This is a genomic window from Curtobacterium sp. MCPF17_050, assembly GCF_003224435.2.
In the GTDB taxonomy this organism is placed as follows: domain Bacteria; phylum Actinomycetota; class Actinomycetes; order Actinomycetales; family Microbacteriaceae; genus Curtobacterium.
In genome coordinates this window covers 1,133,342-1,148,970 of record NZ_CP126250.1, presented here as the reverse complement: position 1 = coordinate 1,148,970, position 15,629 = coordinate 1,133,342, and the positions used below count along the sequence as shown (strand labels likewise).

At 70.9% G+C, this 15,629-nt stretch carries 14 protein-coding genes; 2 read left to right on the top strand and 12 right to left on the bottom strand.

Translation table 11 applies throughout. The features are described from left to right. Positions 1-41 precede the first annotated feature (41 nt). The gene (lexA, locus tag DEJ34_RS05475; protein WP_110911594.1) at positions 42-686 is read left to right on the top strand and encodes a transcriptional repressor LexA; all 645 of its coding nucleotides are present in this window, start codon (positions 42-44) and stop codon (positions 684-686) included. A gap of 142 nt (positions 687-828) precedes the next feature. On the opposite strand, the gene hflX is transcribed toward lexA, so the two are convergent. Next, positions 829-2,373, bottom strand: a complete 1,545-nt coding sequence (gene hflX / locus DEJ34_RS05470) for a GTPase HflX (protein WP_110911617.1) — start codon at positions 2,371-2,373, stop codon at positions 829-831. A gap of 61 nt (positions 2,374-2,434) precedes the next feature. Between hflX and DEJ34_RS05465 the strand changes: the two genes are divergently transcribed. Further along, positions 2,435-3,046, top strand: a complete 612-nt coding sequence (locus tag DEJ34_RS05465) for a class I SAM-dependent methyltransferase (RefSeq protein WP_110911593.1) — start codon at positions 2,435-2,437, stop codon at positions 3,044-3,046. Between the two features lie 201 nt (positions 3,047-3,247). Here DEJ34_RS05465 and dapF read toward each other — a convergent pair whose 3' ends face one another. The 11 genes from dapF to DEJ34_RS05410 all read right to left on the bottom strand — a co-directional run bounded on the left by dapF (position 3,248) and on the right by DEJ34_RS05410 (position 15,628). Next, positions 3,248-4,138 carry a diaminopimelate epimerase gene (dapF, locus tag DEJ34_RS05460; protein WP_110911592.1) on the bottom strand — a complete coding sequence of 297 codons (891 nt, stop codon included), beginning with the start codon at positions 4,136-4,138 and terminating at the stop codon, positions 3,248-3,250. After that, positions 4,135-5,079, bottom strand: coding sequence for a tRNA (adenosine(37)-N6)-dimethylallyltransferase MiaA (miaA, locus tag DEJ34_RS05455; protein ID WP_110911616.1), 945 nt, complete (start codon positions 5,077-5,079; stop codon positions 4,135-4,137). Before miaA ends, dapF begins: the two co-directional genes overlap by 4 nt. A 106-nt stretch (positions 5,080-5,185) precedes the next feature. Then, the gene (miaB, locus tag DEJ34_RS05450) at positions 5,186-6,679 is read right to left on the bottom strand and encodes a tRNA (N6-isopentenyl adenosine(37)-C2)-methylthiotransferase MiaB (RefSeq protein WP_110911591.1); all 1,494 of its coding nucleotides are present in this window, start codon (positions 6,677-6,679) and stop codon (positions 5,186-5,188) included. Positions 6,680-6,741: 62 nt separating this feature from the next. Then, positions 6,742-7,470 (bottom strand): regulatory protein RecX, encoded by a 729-nt coding sequence (locus tag DEJ34_RS05445; protein ID WP_146236935.1) that lies wholly within the window; start codon positions 7,468-7,470, stop codon positions 6,742-6,744. 215 nt (positions 7,471-7,685) lie between these two features. After that, on the bottom strand, positions 7,686-8,744 hold the full coding sequence (recA, locus tag DEJ34_RS05440; RefSeq protein WP_110823884.1) for a recombinase RecA: 1,059 nt from the start codon (positions 8,742-8,744) through the stop codon (positions 7,686-7,688). Positions 8,745-9,005: 261 nt separating this feature from the next. Further along, positions 9,006-9,230, bottom strand: a complete 225-nt coding sequence (locus DEJ34_RS05435; protein ID WP_110890568.1) for a DUF3046 domain-containing protein — start codon at positions 9,228-9,230, stop codon at positions 9,006-9,008. 66 nt (positions 9,231-9,296) lie between these two features. Next, a complete protein-coding gene (locus DEJ34_RS05430; RefSeq protein WP_110823882.1) occupies positions 9,297-9,605 on the bottom strand; it encodes a helix-turn-helix domain-containing protein in 309 nt (102 codons plus the stop codon). Positions 9,606-9,759: 154 nt separating this feature from the next. Further along, positions 9,760-10,266, bottom strand: a complete 507-nt coding sequence (locus tag DEJ34_RS05425; RefSeq protein ID WP_110823881.1) for a CinA family protein — start codon at positions 10,264-10,266, stop codon at positions 9,760-9,762. Beyond that, the gene (pgsA, locus tag DEJ34_RS05420; protein ID WP_110890566.1) at positions 10,263-10,895 is read right to left on the bottom strand and encodes a CDP-diacylglycerol--glycerol-3-phosphate 3-phosphatidyltransferase; all 633 of its coding nucleotides are present in this window, start codon (positions 10,893-10,895) and stop codon (positions 10,263-10,265) included. Before pgsA ends, DEJ34_RS05425 begins: the two co-directional genes overlap by 4 nt. A 4-nt stretch (positions 10,896-10,899) precedes the next feature. Beyond that, positions 10,900-13,851 carry an FtsK/SpoIIIE family DNA translocase gene (locus DEJ34_RS05415; RefSeq protein WP_110911589.1) on the bottom strand — a complete coding sequence of 984 codons (2,952 nt, stop codon included), beginning with the start codon at positions 13,849-13,851 and terminating at the stop codon, positions 10,900-10,902. A 100-nt stretch (positions 13,852-13,951) separates the two neighbouring features. Beyond that, positions 13,952-15,628 (bottom strand): ribonuclease J, encoded by a 1,677-nt coding sequence (locus tag DEJ34_RS05410; protein WP_110823878.1) that lies wholly within the window; start codon positions 15,626-15,628, stop codon positions 13,952-13,954. Between the last annotated feature and the right edge of the window lies 1 nt (position 15,629).

Sequence of the window (15,629 nt, the reverse complement as noted above, 5' to 3'; positions counted from 1 at the left end):
CATTCCCGCGGACACCGATCCACCGCGACGAAGGGCGAGACGTGACGGACGAACTGCGCGGACAGAAACCGCTGACCGCGAAGCAGCAGTCGATCCTCGACGCCATCCGCGCGTCGATCGCCAGCCGGGGCTACCCGCCGAGCATGCGCGAGATCGGTGACGCCGCCGGCCTCTCGTCACTCTCGAGCGTCTCGCACCAGCTCGGACAGCTCGAGCTCGGCGGCTGGATCCGTCGTGACCCGAACCGCCCGCGCGCGCTCGAGGTCCTCGTCGACGAGCCGACGCCCGGCACCGACGGGCCGGACGTGGACGCCACCACCCTCGTGCCGCTGGTCGGGCGCATCGCCGCCGGTGTCCCGATCACCGCCGAGCAGCACGTCGACGAGATCATCCCGCTCCCCCGTCAACTCGTCGGGACGGGCGACCTCTTCATGCTCAAGGTCGTGGGCGAGTCGATGATCGACGCCGCGATCTGCGACGGCGACTGGGTGGTCGTCCGTGCACAGCAGACCGCCGAGAACGGTGACGTCGTCGCCGCCATGCTCGACGAGGAAGCGACCGTCAAGGTCTTCCGTCAGCGCGACGGGCACACGTGGCTGCTGCCCCGCAACTCCGCGTTCGAGCCGATCCTCGGCGACGCCGCGACGGTCCTCGGCAAGGTCGTCGCGGTCCTCCGCTCCCTCTGACACCACTCCCCGACACACGACGAGGGCGGCCGCACGCATCGCGAGGGCGGTGCGGGCAGGCGCCCTCGTCCCCGTCCCGCGGGACGCCGGACGGGAGGCGCGGTGCGAGCGTGCACCGCGCCTCCCGTCCGGCGGACCAGCGTCAGACGGACGCGATCGGCGCGACCACGTACGGGTCGAGTTCGGCGACGTCCCGCTGGAAGACCCGCACCCGGAGGCGCGTCCCCTCCGCCACGTAGTCGAGGGACTCGACCGCGCCGGCGTCGTGCAGCTGCGAGACCAGGTCGCCGCGGGAGAACGGCAGGACGACGGTCAGTTCGACGTCGGGCTCCGGCAGGCGAGCCTCGATCGCCGCGAGCAGGTCCGGGATGCCGGCACCGGTCCGCGCCGACACGAAGACGGCGTCCGGCGCGAGCGCCACGAGGGCCATGCGCTGGGTGTCGTCGATCAGGTCGGCCTTGTTGAACACGACGACCTCCGGGATGTCGCGCGCGCCGACGTCGCCGATCACGTCGCGGACGGTCGCGAGCTGCGCCGCCGGGTCCGGGTGGGAGCCGTCCACGACGTGCACGATGACATCCGCGTTCCCGACCTCCTCGAGCGTCGAACGGAACGCCTCGACCAACTGGTGCGGGAGGTTCCGGACGAAGCCCACGGTGTCCGTGAAGGTGAACTCGCGACCCTTCGACGTCTCCGTGCGCCGGACCGTCGAGTCGAGGGTGGCGAACAGCTGGTTCTGCACCAGGACGCCTGCGCTCGTCAGTCGGTTGAGCAGCGAGGACTTGCCGGCGTTCGTGTACCCGGCGATCGCGACGCTCGGGACGTCGTTGCGGTCGCGGTCGGCGCGCTTGGCCTCGCGGGCGGGTGTGAAGGACGCGATCTGACGGCGCAACTTCGCCATCCGGGTGTGGATGCGGCGTCGGTCGAGCTCGATCTTCGTCTCACCGGGACCACGGGAGCCCATACCTGCACCGCCGGAGACCTGACCACCGGCCTGTCGGGACATCGATTCACCCCAACCGCGCAGACGCGGCAGCAGGTACTCGAGCTGTGCGAGCTCGACCTGCGCCTTGCCCTCGCGGGTGGTGGCGTGCTGACTGAAGATGTCCAGGATCACGGCCGTCCGGTCGATCACCTTGACCTTCACGACGTCCTCGAGCGCGCGCCGCTGCGAGGGTGCGAGTTCGGTGTCGGCGATGACCGTGTCGGCACCGGTGGCCTTGACCACCATCGCGAGTTCCTGGGCCTTGCCCTTGCCGAGGTACGTCGCCGGGTCCGGGTTCGGTCGGCGCTGCAGGAGGCCGTCGAGCACCACGGCACCGGCGGTCTCGGCGAGGGCCGACAGTTCGCGGAGGGAGTTCTCGGCGTCGGAGGCGTCGCCCTGCGCGTACACGCCGATGAGGACGACCCGCTCGAGCCGGAGCTGCCGGTACTCGACCTCGGTGACGTCCTCGAGCTCGGTGGAGAGGCCGCCGACGCGGCGCAGCGCCGCACGGTCCTCACGGTCGTACTGTTCGCCGTCGCCGTCCCAGCCCTGCTCGTCCACCGAGCGGGTCTGGATCGCCTGCGCCGGCGCGAAGATGGAGGATGCTGCGCGCCGGTCGGCGTTGCGCAGCACCCGCTCGACGACACCGTCTGCGCTGTCGTCGTGGATGGTCTGTTCGTCCTGCTGATGGGATTCCGTCATGCTCTCCACAGGGTACCTCCGGAGCCCTCTGGACACACGGGGTTCCCGGTACGGTTCTTCCATGGCGAACGACCACTACTTCTCTGCCACTCCGGAGAGCCCGGCGCGGCCGCGGCAGATCCGCGTGACGCTCGCCGGTCGGACGCTCGACCTCACCACCGCCGCCGGCGTCTTCAGCCCGGACGGCATCGACCGCGGCACGAGCGTGCTGCTGCGCACCGTCCCCGCGCCCGCGCCCGCCGGGGACCTGCTCGACGTCGGATGCGGGTGGGGTCCGTTGGCGATCACCATGGCGCTGCAGTCCCCCGACGCCCACGTGTGGGGCGTCGACGTCAACGAGCGCGTCCTCGACCTGGCGCGCGCCAACGCCGCCACTGCCGGAGCGGACAACGTGACGGTGGGTCTGCCCGCCGACATCCCGTCCGACGCCGTGTTCCGGACGATCTGGTCGAACCCGCCGATCCGGGTCGGCAAGGACGAACTGCACGACATCCTCCGCACGTGGATCCCCCGGCTCGCCGTCGGCGGGGACGCCTGGCTCGTGGTGTCGAAGGACCTCGGCGGGGACTCCCTGCAGCGCTGGTTGCAGCAGACGCTGGCGGAGGGCTTCACCGTCACGCGGGCGACGACCGACAAGGGCTTCCGCGTCATCCGGGTGCACCGGACGGCGTGACCGGGGCTGGCTGAGGCCTGCCCGGCCCAGCTCGGGCGGGCCCGGACCAGCTCGGACGGACCCAGACCAGCTCGGACGGACCCAGACCAGCTCGGACGGACCCAGACCAGCTCGGACGGACCCAGACCAGCTCGGACGGACCCAGACCAGCTCGGACGGACCCGGACCAGCTCGGACGGACCCAGACGGGCTCAGGCCGCCTCAGACCGTGAGGTCACCCGAGAAGACGAGTTCCGCCGGACCGGCGAGCGAGACGTGCTCGCCGTCCTCAGCCGCGAACATGCGCACGGTGAGCACGCCGCCCGGAACGCGGACGCGCCAGGTGTCCGGCGCTGCCGAGCCCGCCCAGTACCGGGTCGCGAGGGCCGCGGCGATCGCACCCGTGCCGCACGACAGCGTCTCGCCACTCCCGCGCTCGTGCACGCGCATCGTGATCTCGCCGACACCGTCCGTGACGAGTGGGTCGCCGGGGAGCACGAACTCGACGTTCGCGCCCGAAGCGGGAGCCGGGTCGAGCACCGGCACGTAGGTCAGGTCGATGCCGGCGAGCTCCTCCTCGCTGGCGACCGCCACGACGACGTGCGGGTTGCCCACGTGGATGCCGAGGCCGGGCCGTGCGCGGTCGAGCTCCTTCGCGCGGACGAGGACGTCGTCCGACCCGCCACCGTCGATGCCGAGACGCCACCGGCCGAGGTCGGCAGCGAAGCCCGTCGACGACCGTTGGATGTCGACGACGCCCTTCCGGCTGCCCACGGTCAGGGTCTGTCCCGGGGCGAGGTCGACGAGTCCCGCCTCGGTCAGGTACCGGGCGAAGACGCGGATCCCGTTGCCACACATCTCGGCCACCGAGCCGTCGGCGTTGTGGTAGTCCATGAACCAGGTGGCGTCCGGGTCCTCGGCGAGGACCGCTCGGCCCTCGGGGATCGCGTCGGACCGCACCGCCCGGATGACGCCGTCGGCGCCGACGCCGAACCGGCGGTCTGCGATCGCACGGATCCGGTCCGGGGTCAGGTCGACCGTCGCGTCGGGGTCGGCGAACAGGACGAAGTCGTTGCCGGTCCCGTGGCCCTTGGTGAAGTGCAGCTCGGTCACGGGATGATCCTACGGGCCAGTCCCGACAGCTCCGCGGCCCCGGCGCCGGTGACGTCCACCGCGCTCACCCGGGTCCTTCCGGCGTCGGCGTACCGCTTGAACCACGAGACCTGTCGTCGCGCGTACTTGCGCGTCGCGATGCTCGTCGCCTCCACGGCCTGGTCGACCGTCGCCTCCCCGCGGAGGACCTGGAGTGCCTGCGCGTACCCGATGGCGGCACGCGCCGTGCGGCCCTGTTCGAGTCCCCGGTCCCGCAGGGTCGCGACCTCGTCCACGAGCCCGGTGGCGAACATGCGCTCGGCCCGGGTGCGGAGGCCCGCCACGAGCTGCTCGCGGTCGCGCCGCAGGTGCAGGACGTGCGCCGGTTGCCACGGGCGCGGCGCGGACGGGAGGCTCGGGGTGACGCGGTCCGACCGGCTCGCGATCTCGACGGCCCGGATCAACCGCCGCGGGTTGCGGGCGTCGATCACGGCCGCCGCTGCCGGGTCGAGCGCTCGCAGTCGGTCGAGCAGGACGGTCGGCCCGAGCTCCCGGTGCTCCCGCTCGAGCTGCTCGCGGAGCACGGGATCGGTCCCCGGGAAGTCGAGGTCGAACAGCACGGCGGACACGTAGAGACCGCTGCCGCCGACGAGCACGGCGACACCGCCGTCCGCCGTGATCTCCGTGATCGCCGCGCGGGCGTCACGCTGGTACGCCGCGACGCTCGCCTCGTCCGTGACGTCGAGCACGTCGAGCTGGTGGTGCGGGATCCCGCGACGTCCGGACTCCGGGACCTTCGCGGTGCCGATGTCCATACCGCGGTAGAGCTGCATGGCATCGGCGTTGACGATCTCCGCCCGTCGGCCGTGCGCACGGTGCCGTTCGGCGAGGGCCAGGGCGAGCTCGGACTTGCCCGTGCCGGTCGCCCCGACCACCGCGACGACGTCCGCGCCGGCGACCAGGTCGAGTGGTGCGCCCTGGTCGCTCCCGACACCCGGACCGACGCCCGGCCCGGCGGGTCCGTCGATCGCCGCACCGGAGCGTGACCCGGGGTCCGCCGAGCGTCCGTCAGCGTCCGACACGGAGCGTGGGGAGACCGAGCGACACCGGACGTGGTCCGGCACCGGGGACGGCAGGGGTGGGGACGCCGCACGACTCGGCCTGCGCGCGGTCCCACGCGTCGCCCGCTCGGGTGCGACGGATGCGGAGGGGGGCGTCCGAGTCCGCGATGAGGAAGTGCGGCGCGGCCCGGGTCACCTCGACGGAGACGACGTCGCCGGGTCGTGGCACGTCGGACCCGGCCGGCACCGCGAAGTGCACGAGGCGGGAGTCCTCGGCGCGGCCGGAGAGGCGGTGCGTGCTGTCGTCCTTCTTGCCCTCCCCCGTGGCCACGAGGACCTCGACGGTGCGCCCGAGCTGTGCGCTGTTCTCCTCTGCGGTGATCCGCTCCTGCAAGGCGATGAGTCGCTCGTACCGCTCCTGCACGACCTCCTTCGGCAGTTGACCGTCCATCGTCGCAGCCGGGGTACCGGGGCGGATCGAGTACTGGAACGTGAAGGCCGTGGCGAACCGGGCCTGCTCGACGACGCGCATGGTGTCCGCGAAGTCCTCGTCCGTCTCGCCCGGGAAGCCGACGATGATGTCGGTCGAGATCGCAGCGTGCGGGATCGCGGTGCGCACCCGGTCGAGGATGCCGAGGAAGCGTTCGCTCCGGTAGCTGCGCCGCATGGCCTTGAGCACCCGGTCCGAGCCGGACTGCAGCGGCATGTGCAGCTGCGGCATGACGTTCGGCGTCTCCGCCATCGCGCTGATGACGTCGTCGGTGAACGCTGCGGGGTGCGGACTGGTGAAGCGCACGCGTTCCAGGCCGTCGATCTGCCCGGTGGCGCGGAGGAGCTTGCCGAACGCCTGACGGTCGCCGAACTCGACGCCGTAGGAGTTGACGTTCTGCCCGAGCAGCGTGACCTCGATCGCACCGTCGTCGACGAGGGCCTGGATCTCGGCGAGCACGTCACCCGGCCGGCGGTCCCGCTCCTTGCCGCGGAGGGACGGCACGATGCAGAACGTGCACGTGTTGTTGCAGCCGACGGAGATCGACACCCAGCCGCTCGAGGTCGACTCCCGCTTGGTCGGCAATGTCGAGGGGAAGACGTCGAGGGACTCGAGGATCTCGAGCTGTGCCTCGTCGTTGTGCCGGGCCCGCTCGAGCAGGGTCGGCAGGGAGCCCATGTTGTGCGTGCCGAACACGACGTCCACCCACGGCGCCTTCTCGAGGATGACGTCCTTGTCCTTCTGCGCCAGGCAGCCGCCGACGGCGATCTGCATGCCGGGGCGCTCGCGCTTGACGGACGCGAGCCGGCCGAGGTTGCCGTACAGGCGCTTGTCCGCGTTCTCGCGCACGGCGCAGGTGTTGATGACGACGACGTCGGCCTGCTCGTCCTCCGCGGCGACGTACCCGGCGGCTCGGAGCGACCCGCTGAGCCGCTCGGAGTCGTGCACGTTCATCTGGCACCCGTAGGTGCGCACTTCGTAGGTACGCGGGCGCGCGGCGACGGTCTCCATGATCGTCCCAGTGTAGAACCGGGCGCCCCCCGGACAGCGGCCGGATCGGGACCGGAGGCGCTCTACTCGAACCGGACGGTGCCGCGGCCTCCGGTCGGCGGACGCCGCGGTCCGTCGAGCGCACGCTCGACCGCGATCCGCACGACACCGCCGTTGTAGCCCTTGCGCATGAGGAACCCGGACAGCCGCCGCTCGGCCGTCGCACGGTCAAGACCACGCATCTGGCCCGCACGCTTGGTGGCGAGCTCGATCGCCCGGATGAACTCGTCGTCCTCGTCGTCCGCGGCCGCGTCGAGTGCTGCGTCGATCGCGGCCTGGTCGATGCCGCGGCGACGGAGGTCCGCCACGATCGCCTGCCGGCCCAGTCCCTTGCGCGAGTGCATCCGGTCCACCAGGTCGGTGGCCAGGGCGACGTCGTCGAGCAGCCCGACGCGGGTGAGCCGTTCGATCTCCTGCTCGATCACGTCGGGGTCGAACGCGTCCTGCTTGCTGAGCATCGCCCGGAGCTCGGATGTGCTCACGCCGCGGCGGCTGAGCGCGCGCATGCTGACGCGCTCGGCGTCGGCGCGCTGCTCGTCGAGCGGCCGCGGGGCGTCCGCCGGGTCCAACTCATCGCCGGTGATCGAGAAGACCGACGCTGTCTGCGCGTCGGCTTCCTCGTCGCCGTACCCGTCCTGCTCGGCGCGAGCGCTCCGGCCCGAACCGTCGCCGACGACCGGGGACAGCCAGGCCGCCTGCGCACCGCGGACGGGCAGCGGCACCGGGGCGTCGGCGTCGGACGGCGGAGCCACAGGCACACGCTCCCGTCCGGAACCGGCACCGGCACCGGCACCGGCACCGGCACCCGGATCATCGCTGCCGACATCCGCCCGGCTGGGGGCGTCCGCTGGAGTCACACCCGCGCCACCAGCGTCGCCGGCACCGGGCCGGGCACCGCCGGAGCGCCGGCGGGACCTCGCACCGAACAGGTCGGTGACCGGCGCGAGGTCCTCGCCGTCGTGGTCGGTCACGCGCCCTTGCGCTCCGCGAGCTTCGGCGCGATCGAGTCGACCGGCGCCGCTTCCTTCGCACCGCCGACGCCGAGCTTGGCGAGGATCTTGCCCTCGATCTCAGCGGCGATCTCGGGGTTCTGGATGAGGAAGGAGCGCGAGTTCTCCTTGCCCTGCCCGAGCTGGTCGCCGTCGTAGGTGTACCAAGCACCGGACTTCTTCACGATCCCGTGGTCGACGCCGAAGTCCAGCAGCGAACCCTCGCGCGAGATGCCCACCCCGTACAGGATGTCGAACTCGGCCTGCTTGAAGGGCGGCGCCATCTTGTTCTTGACGACCTTGACGCGGGTGCGGTTGCCGACGGCGTCCGTCCCGCTCTTCAGCGTCTCGATGCGACGGATGTCGAGGCGGACCGACGCGTAGAACTTGAGCGCCTTACCGCCGGAGGTCGTCTCGGGCGATCCGAAGAACACACCGATCTTCTCGCGCAGCTGGTTGATGAAGATCATCGTGGTCTGCGTCTGGTTCAGCCCACCGGCGAGCTTGCGGAGTGCCTGCGACATGAGGCGGGCCTGCAGACCGACGTGCGAGTCACCCATCTCGCCCTCGATCTCCGCGCGGGGCACGAGTGCCGCGACGGAGTCGATGACGATGAGGTCGATGGAACCCGACCGGACGAGCATGTCCGCGATCTCGAGCGCCTGCTCGGCGGTGTCCGGCTGCGAGACGAGGAGCGCGTCGATGTCGACCCCGAGCTTCTTGGCGTACTCCGGGTCGAGCGCGTGCTCGGCGTCGATGAACGCCGCGATGCCGCCGTTGCGCTGCGCGTTCGCGATGGCGTGGATCGTCAGCGTGGTCTTGCCGGAGGACTCCGGCCCGTAGATCTCGATGATGCGTCCGCGCGGGAGCCCACCGATCCCGAGCGCGACGTCCAGCGCGACGGAACCGGTGGGGATGACGGCCACCGGGGCACGCTCATCCGTCCCGAGGCGCATCACGGCACCCTTGCCGAACTGACGGTCGATCTGGGCGAGTGCGGTCTCGAGGGCCTTCTCGCGGTCTACTGGTGATGGCATGGGGTGCTCCTTCGTGCTGATGACGGCCGCCTGTAGGCTGTCGCGTCCGGACCGGCCGATGGTGCAAGGCCACTCGTTCTGCGACAAGGCTTCGGACATGTTCCGATGTCCTCGAACCTACGGCCGCCCACCGACATCCCTGCCGTCAGGAGCGGAGGTCGTGGATGGGACACCCGGTCGACGTCGCTGTGGAGGAACGTAGCACCGACCGAACACGTGTTCGAGCGACACGCCGAACACACGTTCCCATCCTCCGCAGACTCAGTCGCGCGGCTCCTGCAGTCCCTTGCCGTGCCGACGCTCGAGCGGGACGTCCTGCGAGTCGCAGAGGGCGTCCCACACGGCACGCGCGTCGATGCCCGCCGCGAGCGCGTCGGCGGCCGACCGGCCTCCGAGCTGTTCGAGCACGACGTCCCGGGACACGACCGCTCCGTACGCGTCCCCGAACACCTGGTCGACGGCTCGCCAGAACTCACTCACCCGCATCCAACCAGCGTAACAACGGGGAACGCCCCCGTCGGCGGACCGACGGGGGCGTTCGAGCGGTACGGATCAGCGCACCGCGAGGTCGTTGTCGAACTCGGCGACGAGCTCGTCCGGGAGCGTGTCCGGGACACGCGTGAGTCCCTCGACCACTGCGAGGCGGTCGCCCACCTCGCGCATGATCGTCGAGATCGGGGTGTCGAGGGCATCCGCCACAGAAGCGAGGATCTCGGAGCTGGCCTCTTTCTGACCGCGCTCCACTTCGCTGAGGTACCCGAGGGCAACACTGGCCTTGGACGCGACCTGACGGAGGGTCCGGCCCTTCTGCAAGCGGAAGTCCCGCAGCACGTCGCCGATTTCCTGACGAACGAGAACCATGAGAACTCCTCCTTCCTGTCACCTCCGCGCCCGCTCGATCCGGATGACCGAGCTCGGGTCCGGCGACCCTGAGGTTGCCGGTTGCAGCATGGTAGCCAGTGCGGCTGCCGTCCTGCTGGAGATTGCGTGAGATGTAACCTGACGGTCACGCCCGCTATTCCACGCCCTGGAGTCTGGATCGCAGACGTGCCAGGAGTTCGGAGACGACCGCCGCGCGGATTGCCCCGCGGTCCCCGTCCAGGTGGAGTTCGACCGCTGCGGCGCGCTCGGCGCTCGCGATCCCGATGAACACGGTGCCGACCGGTTTGCCGTCCTGCGGATCCGGTCCGGCGACGCCGGTCGTGCTGATCCCCCAGGTCGCGGGGACGCCGTCCACGGCCAGCGCGATCCGGACACCCGCGGCCATCTGGCGGGCCACCTCGGGGTCCACGGCGCCGTGCTCGGCGAGCAGGTCGGCATCGACACCGAGCACGGTCGCCTTCACGGGCGTTGCGTAGGCGACGACACCGCCGCGCACGACAGCCGACGCCCCGGGGACGCCGACCAGCTCCGACACGACGAGTCCGCCGGTCAACGACTCCGCGACCGCCACGGTCTCGCCGCGTGCGGTCAGGGCCGCCACGAGTGCCGCTGCGTGACCGCCGGAGTCGGCGTCGGTCACGCCGGGGTCCGGTTGTGCTTCCACGCCTGCACCAGGTAGTCGACACCGCTCGCCACGGTCGCCACGAAGGCGGCCGTCATGAAGACGCCGTTCACCCAGTGCGCGAGGTCGCCGACCAGGTGCCACCACGGGAACAGCGCGAGGGTGAGCGCGACGGCCTGCAGCACGGTCTTGACCTTGCCGCCGCGGCTGGCCGGGATGACCCGGTCGGACAGCACGGCGAACCGGAAGACCGTGATGCCGATCTCACGGACCATGATGAGCACCGTCACGTACCAGGGCAGTTCCCCGAGGATCGAGAGGGCCACGAGGGCGCCGCCGATGAGGACCTTGTCGGCGATCGGGTCGACGAGCTTCCCGAAGTCGGTGACCAGGTCCTGGCGTCGCGCGATGATGCCGTCGGCGCTGTCGGTGACGATCGCCACGACGAAGAGCACCGCGGCCCAGATGCGCACCGGCCCGTCCGCACCGGCATCCGCCAGGAGCAGCACGAAGAACAGCGGCGCCATGAGGATGCGCACCACGGTGATGATGTTCGCGACGTTCGCGGTCGATGCGGGGCCGGGACCCTTCCGCAGGATCCGGCCGCGCCACGGGAACCGGTTGGTCGTACCGTCGGAGGCGGTCATGGTCTCACTCCCTGCCCGTCAGGCCCCAGGCGTCCTCGTCGGTGTCGCCGTCCACCTCATCGTACCCACGTGTCATGCCGGCCACCGGGTCGTCCCCGTACGGGTCGTCGGACCCCTCCGTCGGCTGCGTGGACCCAGCCGCGGCGGGGGCGGCGGGCGCTGCCGGCGGCTCCTCGCCCCGGAGCTTCGCGAGCACCGCGGGCAGCTGGTCCCCCGTCACGAGGACGTCACGTGCCTTGGACCCCTCGGACGGCCCCACGATGTCGCGGGACTCCATGAGGTCCATGAGCCGCCCGGCCTTCGCGAAGCCGACCCGGAGCTTGCGCTGCAGCATCGACGTCGAACCGAACTGCGTCGAGACGACCTGTTCGACGGCCGCCAACAGCAGCTCGAGGTCGTCGCCGATGTCGGCGTCGATCTCCTTGCGCTCGACCACGGCCGCGACGTCCTGCCGGTACTCGGGCTGGGCCTGCCGCGTGACGTGCTGGACGACCTCGGCGACCTCGGTCTCCTGCACCCAGGCGCCCTGCACGCGGACCGCCTTGGACGACCCCATGGGCAGGAACAGGCCGTCGCCCTGGCCGATGAGCTTGTCGGCGCCGGGCTGGTCGAGGATGACGCGGGAGTCCGTGACGCTCGTGACGGCGAAGGCGATGCGCGACGGCACGTTCGCCTTGATGAGGCCCGTGATGACGTCCACCGACGGGCGCTGCGTCGCGAGCACCAGGTGGATGCCGGCGGCGCGGGCGAGCTGGGTGATGCGGACGATCGACTCCTCGACGTCGCGCGGGGCGACGAGCATGAGGTCGGCGAGCTCGTCCACGACGACGAGCAGGTACGGGTACGGCTTGAGCTTCCGCTCACTGCCGGCCGGCAGCACGATCTCCTCGTTCTGGACGGCCTTGTTGAAGTCGTCGACGTGCCGGAAGCCGAACGACGCCAGGTCGTCGTACCGCATGTCCATCTCCTTCACGACCCACTGCAGCGCTTCGGCCGCCTTCTTCGGGTTCGTGATGATGGGGGTGATGAGGTGCGGGACGCCGGCGTAGATCGACAGCTCCACGCGCTTCGGGTCGACGAGGACCATGCGGACCTCGGACGGCTTCGCGCGCATGAGCAGCGACGTGATCATCGAGTTGATGAAAACCGACTTGCCGGAGCCCGTGGAGCCCGCGACGAGCAGGTGCGGCATCTTCGCCAGGTTCGCCACGACGAAGCCGCCTTCGACGTCCTTGCCGACACCGATGGTCATCGGGTGCTTCGACTTCGTGGCCGCGCTCGACCGGAGGACGTCACCGAGGGAGACGATCTCGCGGTCGGTGTTCGGGATCTCGACGCCGATCGCGCTCTTGCCCGGGATCGGCGAGAGGATGCGGACCTCGTTCGAGGCGACCGCGTAGGACAGGTTCTTCGACAGGGCCGTGACGCGCTCCACCTTGACGCCCGGGCCGAGCTCGATCTCGTACCGCGTGACCGTCGGACCGCGGGAGAACCCGGTGACCTTCGCGTCGACCTTGAACTCGGTCAGGACGCCGGTGATGGCGGCGACGATCTCGTCGTTCGCCTGGCTGCGGGCGACCGAGGGGGTGCCGGGGCTCAGTGTCGTCGCCGCCGGCAGCCGGTACGGGTGCGCCGGGTCCTCCTCGGTCGCGACCGGCGGCAGACCCTCGGGCTCGTCGTCCACGCCGACGTCGCCGAGGTCCGACTCCGCCGACACGACGGGGACGCTCGCCGGAGCGACGGGCGCCGGTCCGGTCGGGAGGCCCGTGGCGACGGCAGCGGCCACGTCACGGTCCGGACGGAACGCCTCCGTCGGGGACGCCGGCGCCGGCGACCCGAAGTCGCGCAGTGCCTGCTCCGCGCGGTCGAGGTCGTCGGCGACGTCCTGCTCGACCGAGTCGTTCAGGTTGACCGAGACCGGCTCGGCGGGCGTCAGGTCGCGGAGACCGGCCGCGGCACCCGGGGCCGGGACGGCTGCGGGCGCGGCACCGGTCGGCGGGATGACGGGGCTGTCGTACGCCGGGTCCTCTTCGCGTCCGGACTTGTTGCGGCGCCACCACGGCAGGTGCCCGTCAGCGCCGTCCTCGACGGGGGTGCCGTCCTCGTCGAACCCGAGGTCCTCGAACAGCGGGAAGTCCTGCGACTGCCCCTTCGGGCTCCGCTTGCGGGTCGGCTTCGTCGCCGGCGCGGTGTCGTCCTCGGCGACGGGTGCCTCGGCGGCCGGGCCGGGAGCGCCGAACAGGTACGCGTACAGCTCGTGCAGCCGCCGGCCGAGCTTGTTCGGCGGGGTCTTGGTGATGATGAAGAGCGAGAGCGCGAGCAGGACCACCGCCACGGGGACCGCGACCCACGCGGTCGCGACGGCGACGAGCCAGCCGATGACGACCCATCCGAGCACGCCGCCGGCCGCGGCCAGGGCGGGCATGCCGTCCGCGGCACTCGGCTGTCCGCCGAACACGTGACAGAGCGAAGCTATCGACACGAGCATCAGCCCGAGGCCGATCCCGATCCGGGTGTTGTCGTGCACGGACGCCGGGTGCCGGAACAGCCAGCCGGCGAACACGACCATGATGACGGGCAGCGCGAACGCCAGGCGCCCGAACAGGCCACCGAACGTGTAGGCGTCGAGCCCGATCGACACCGGGTTCGTCGGGTTGAGCCACTCCACCACGGCGCCGAGGACCGCGAGGACGAACAACAGGAACGGGAACCCGTCGCGCCGCTGGTCCTTCTCGAGCGACTCCTTGCCGAGCAGCCGGAAACCGGCGCCGACGCCGTGCGCCACGCCCATCCACGCGGTCACGAGCGGGTTCTGCTCACGGAACACCGGCGTGGGTGCAGCCTGCGGCAGCTTCTTCGTCGTCGCCTGGGTGCGCGTCGTCCCGCGCGCCCCGCTTCCACGGGTCGACGACGAGGACGCGCGCGAGCGCGTGGTCGACTTGGTGCCTCCGGCCATGGGCAGAACCCTAATCGTTCCCGGGGACAACGACGGGAGGCCCGCCGCAACGTCCGGAGCGGACGTGCAGCGGGCCTCCCGGTGCGGTGGGGCGGAGCCCCTACGCCTCGATGACGACCGGCACGATCATCGGGCGACGGCGGTGCTTCGTGTTCACCCAGCGGCCGACCGTGCGCCGGACGACCTGCGTGAACGCGTGCTGGTCGCGCGTGCCGTTGCCGGCGGCGTCCGCCAGGGCCTTCGCGATCTGCGGACGGACGTCGTCGAAGACGGAGTCGTCCTCGGCGAATCCGCGGGACTGGATCTCCGGACCGATGACGCACTGGCCCGTGGTGAAGTCGACGGCGCAGAAGACCGAGATGAAGCCCTCCTCGGCCAGCACGCGGCGGTCCTTCAGGTCGGCGTCGGTGATCTCACCGACGGTGGACCCGTCCACGTAGACGTACCCGATGTCGAGCTGACCGGCGATGGTCACGACGCCGTCCTTGAGGTCGACGACCGTGCCGTCCTCCCCCAGGACCACGTTGCGCGGCGGGACGCCGGTCTGGATCGCCAGGTCGGCGTTCGCGTACAGGTGACGGTGCTCGCCGTGCACGGGCATGACGTTGCGCGGCCGGAGGATGTTGTAGCAGTAGAGCAGCTCGCCGGCGGACGCGTGCCCGGAGACGTGCACCTTCGCGTTGCCCTTGTGCACGACCTTCGCGCCGAGCTTGGTCAGCCCGTCGATCACGCGGTAGACGGCGTTCTCGTTGCCCGGGATGAGCGACGACGCGAGGATGACGGTGTCGCCCTCGCCGATCTCGATCTGGTGCTCGAGGTTCGCCATGCGCGCGAGGACGGCCATCGGCTCGCCCTGGGACCCGGTCGACATGTAGACGATCTGGTCGTCGGGGACGTTCTTCGCCTTCTTCGTGTCGATGAGCACGTTCTCCGGCACCCGCAGGTACCCGAGCTCGGCGGCGATCGTCATGTTGCGGATCATCGAGCGGCCCATGAACGCGACCTTGCGGTTCGCGGCTGCGGCGGCGTCGAGGACCTGCTGCACGCGGTGCACGTGGGACGAGAAGCTCGCGACGACGACCTTCTTGCGGGCGCGCGTGATGATGTTCTCGAGCACGGGGCCGATGTCGCGCTCCGGGGCGGTGAAGCCCGGCACGTCGGCGTTCGTGGAGTCCGGCAGGAACAGGTCGACGCCCTGCTCGCCGAGACGCGCGAACGCACGGAGGTCGGTGATCCGGTCGTCGAGCGGCAGCTGGTCCATCTTGAAGTCGCCCGTGTGCAGCACGCGGCCGGCCGGGGTCGTGATGGCGACGGCGAGGGCGTCCGGGATCGAGTGGTTCACGGCGACGAACTCGAGGTGGAATGGACCGAGCTGCTCGGTCTGGTCCTCGGCCACGTTGAGCGTGTACGGCTTGATCCGGTGTTCCTTGAGCTTCGCCTCGACGAGTGCGAGGGTCAGCGTGGAGCCGATGAGCGGGATGTCGCCGCGGAGCTTCAGCAGGTACGGGACGGCGCCGATGTGGTCCTCGTGCCCGTGCGTGAGCACGACACCGAGGACGTCGTCGAGGCGGTCCCGGATCGGCGAGAAGTCCGGCAGGATCAGGTCGACCCCGGGCTGGTGCTCCTCCGGGAAGAGGACGCCGGCGTCGACGATGAGGATCTTGCCCTCGAACTCGTAGACGGTCATGTTGCGACCGATCTCGCCGAGTCCCCCGACGGGGATGACTCGGAGCGTTCCGGGTTCGAGCGGCTGCGGTGTGGAGATCTGTGTGGGCATT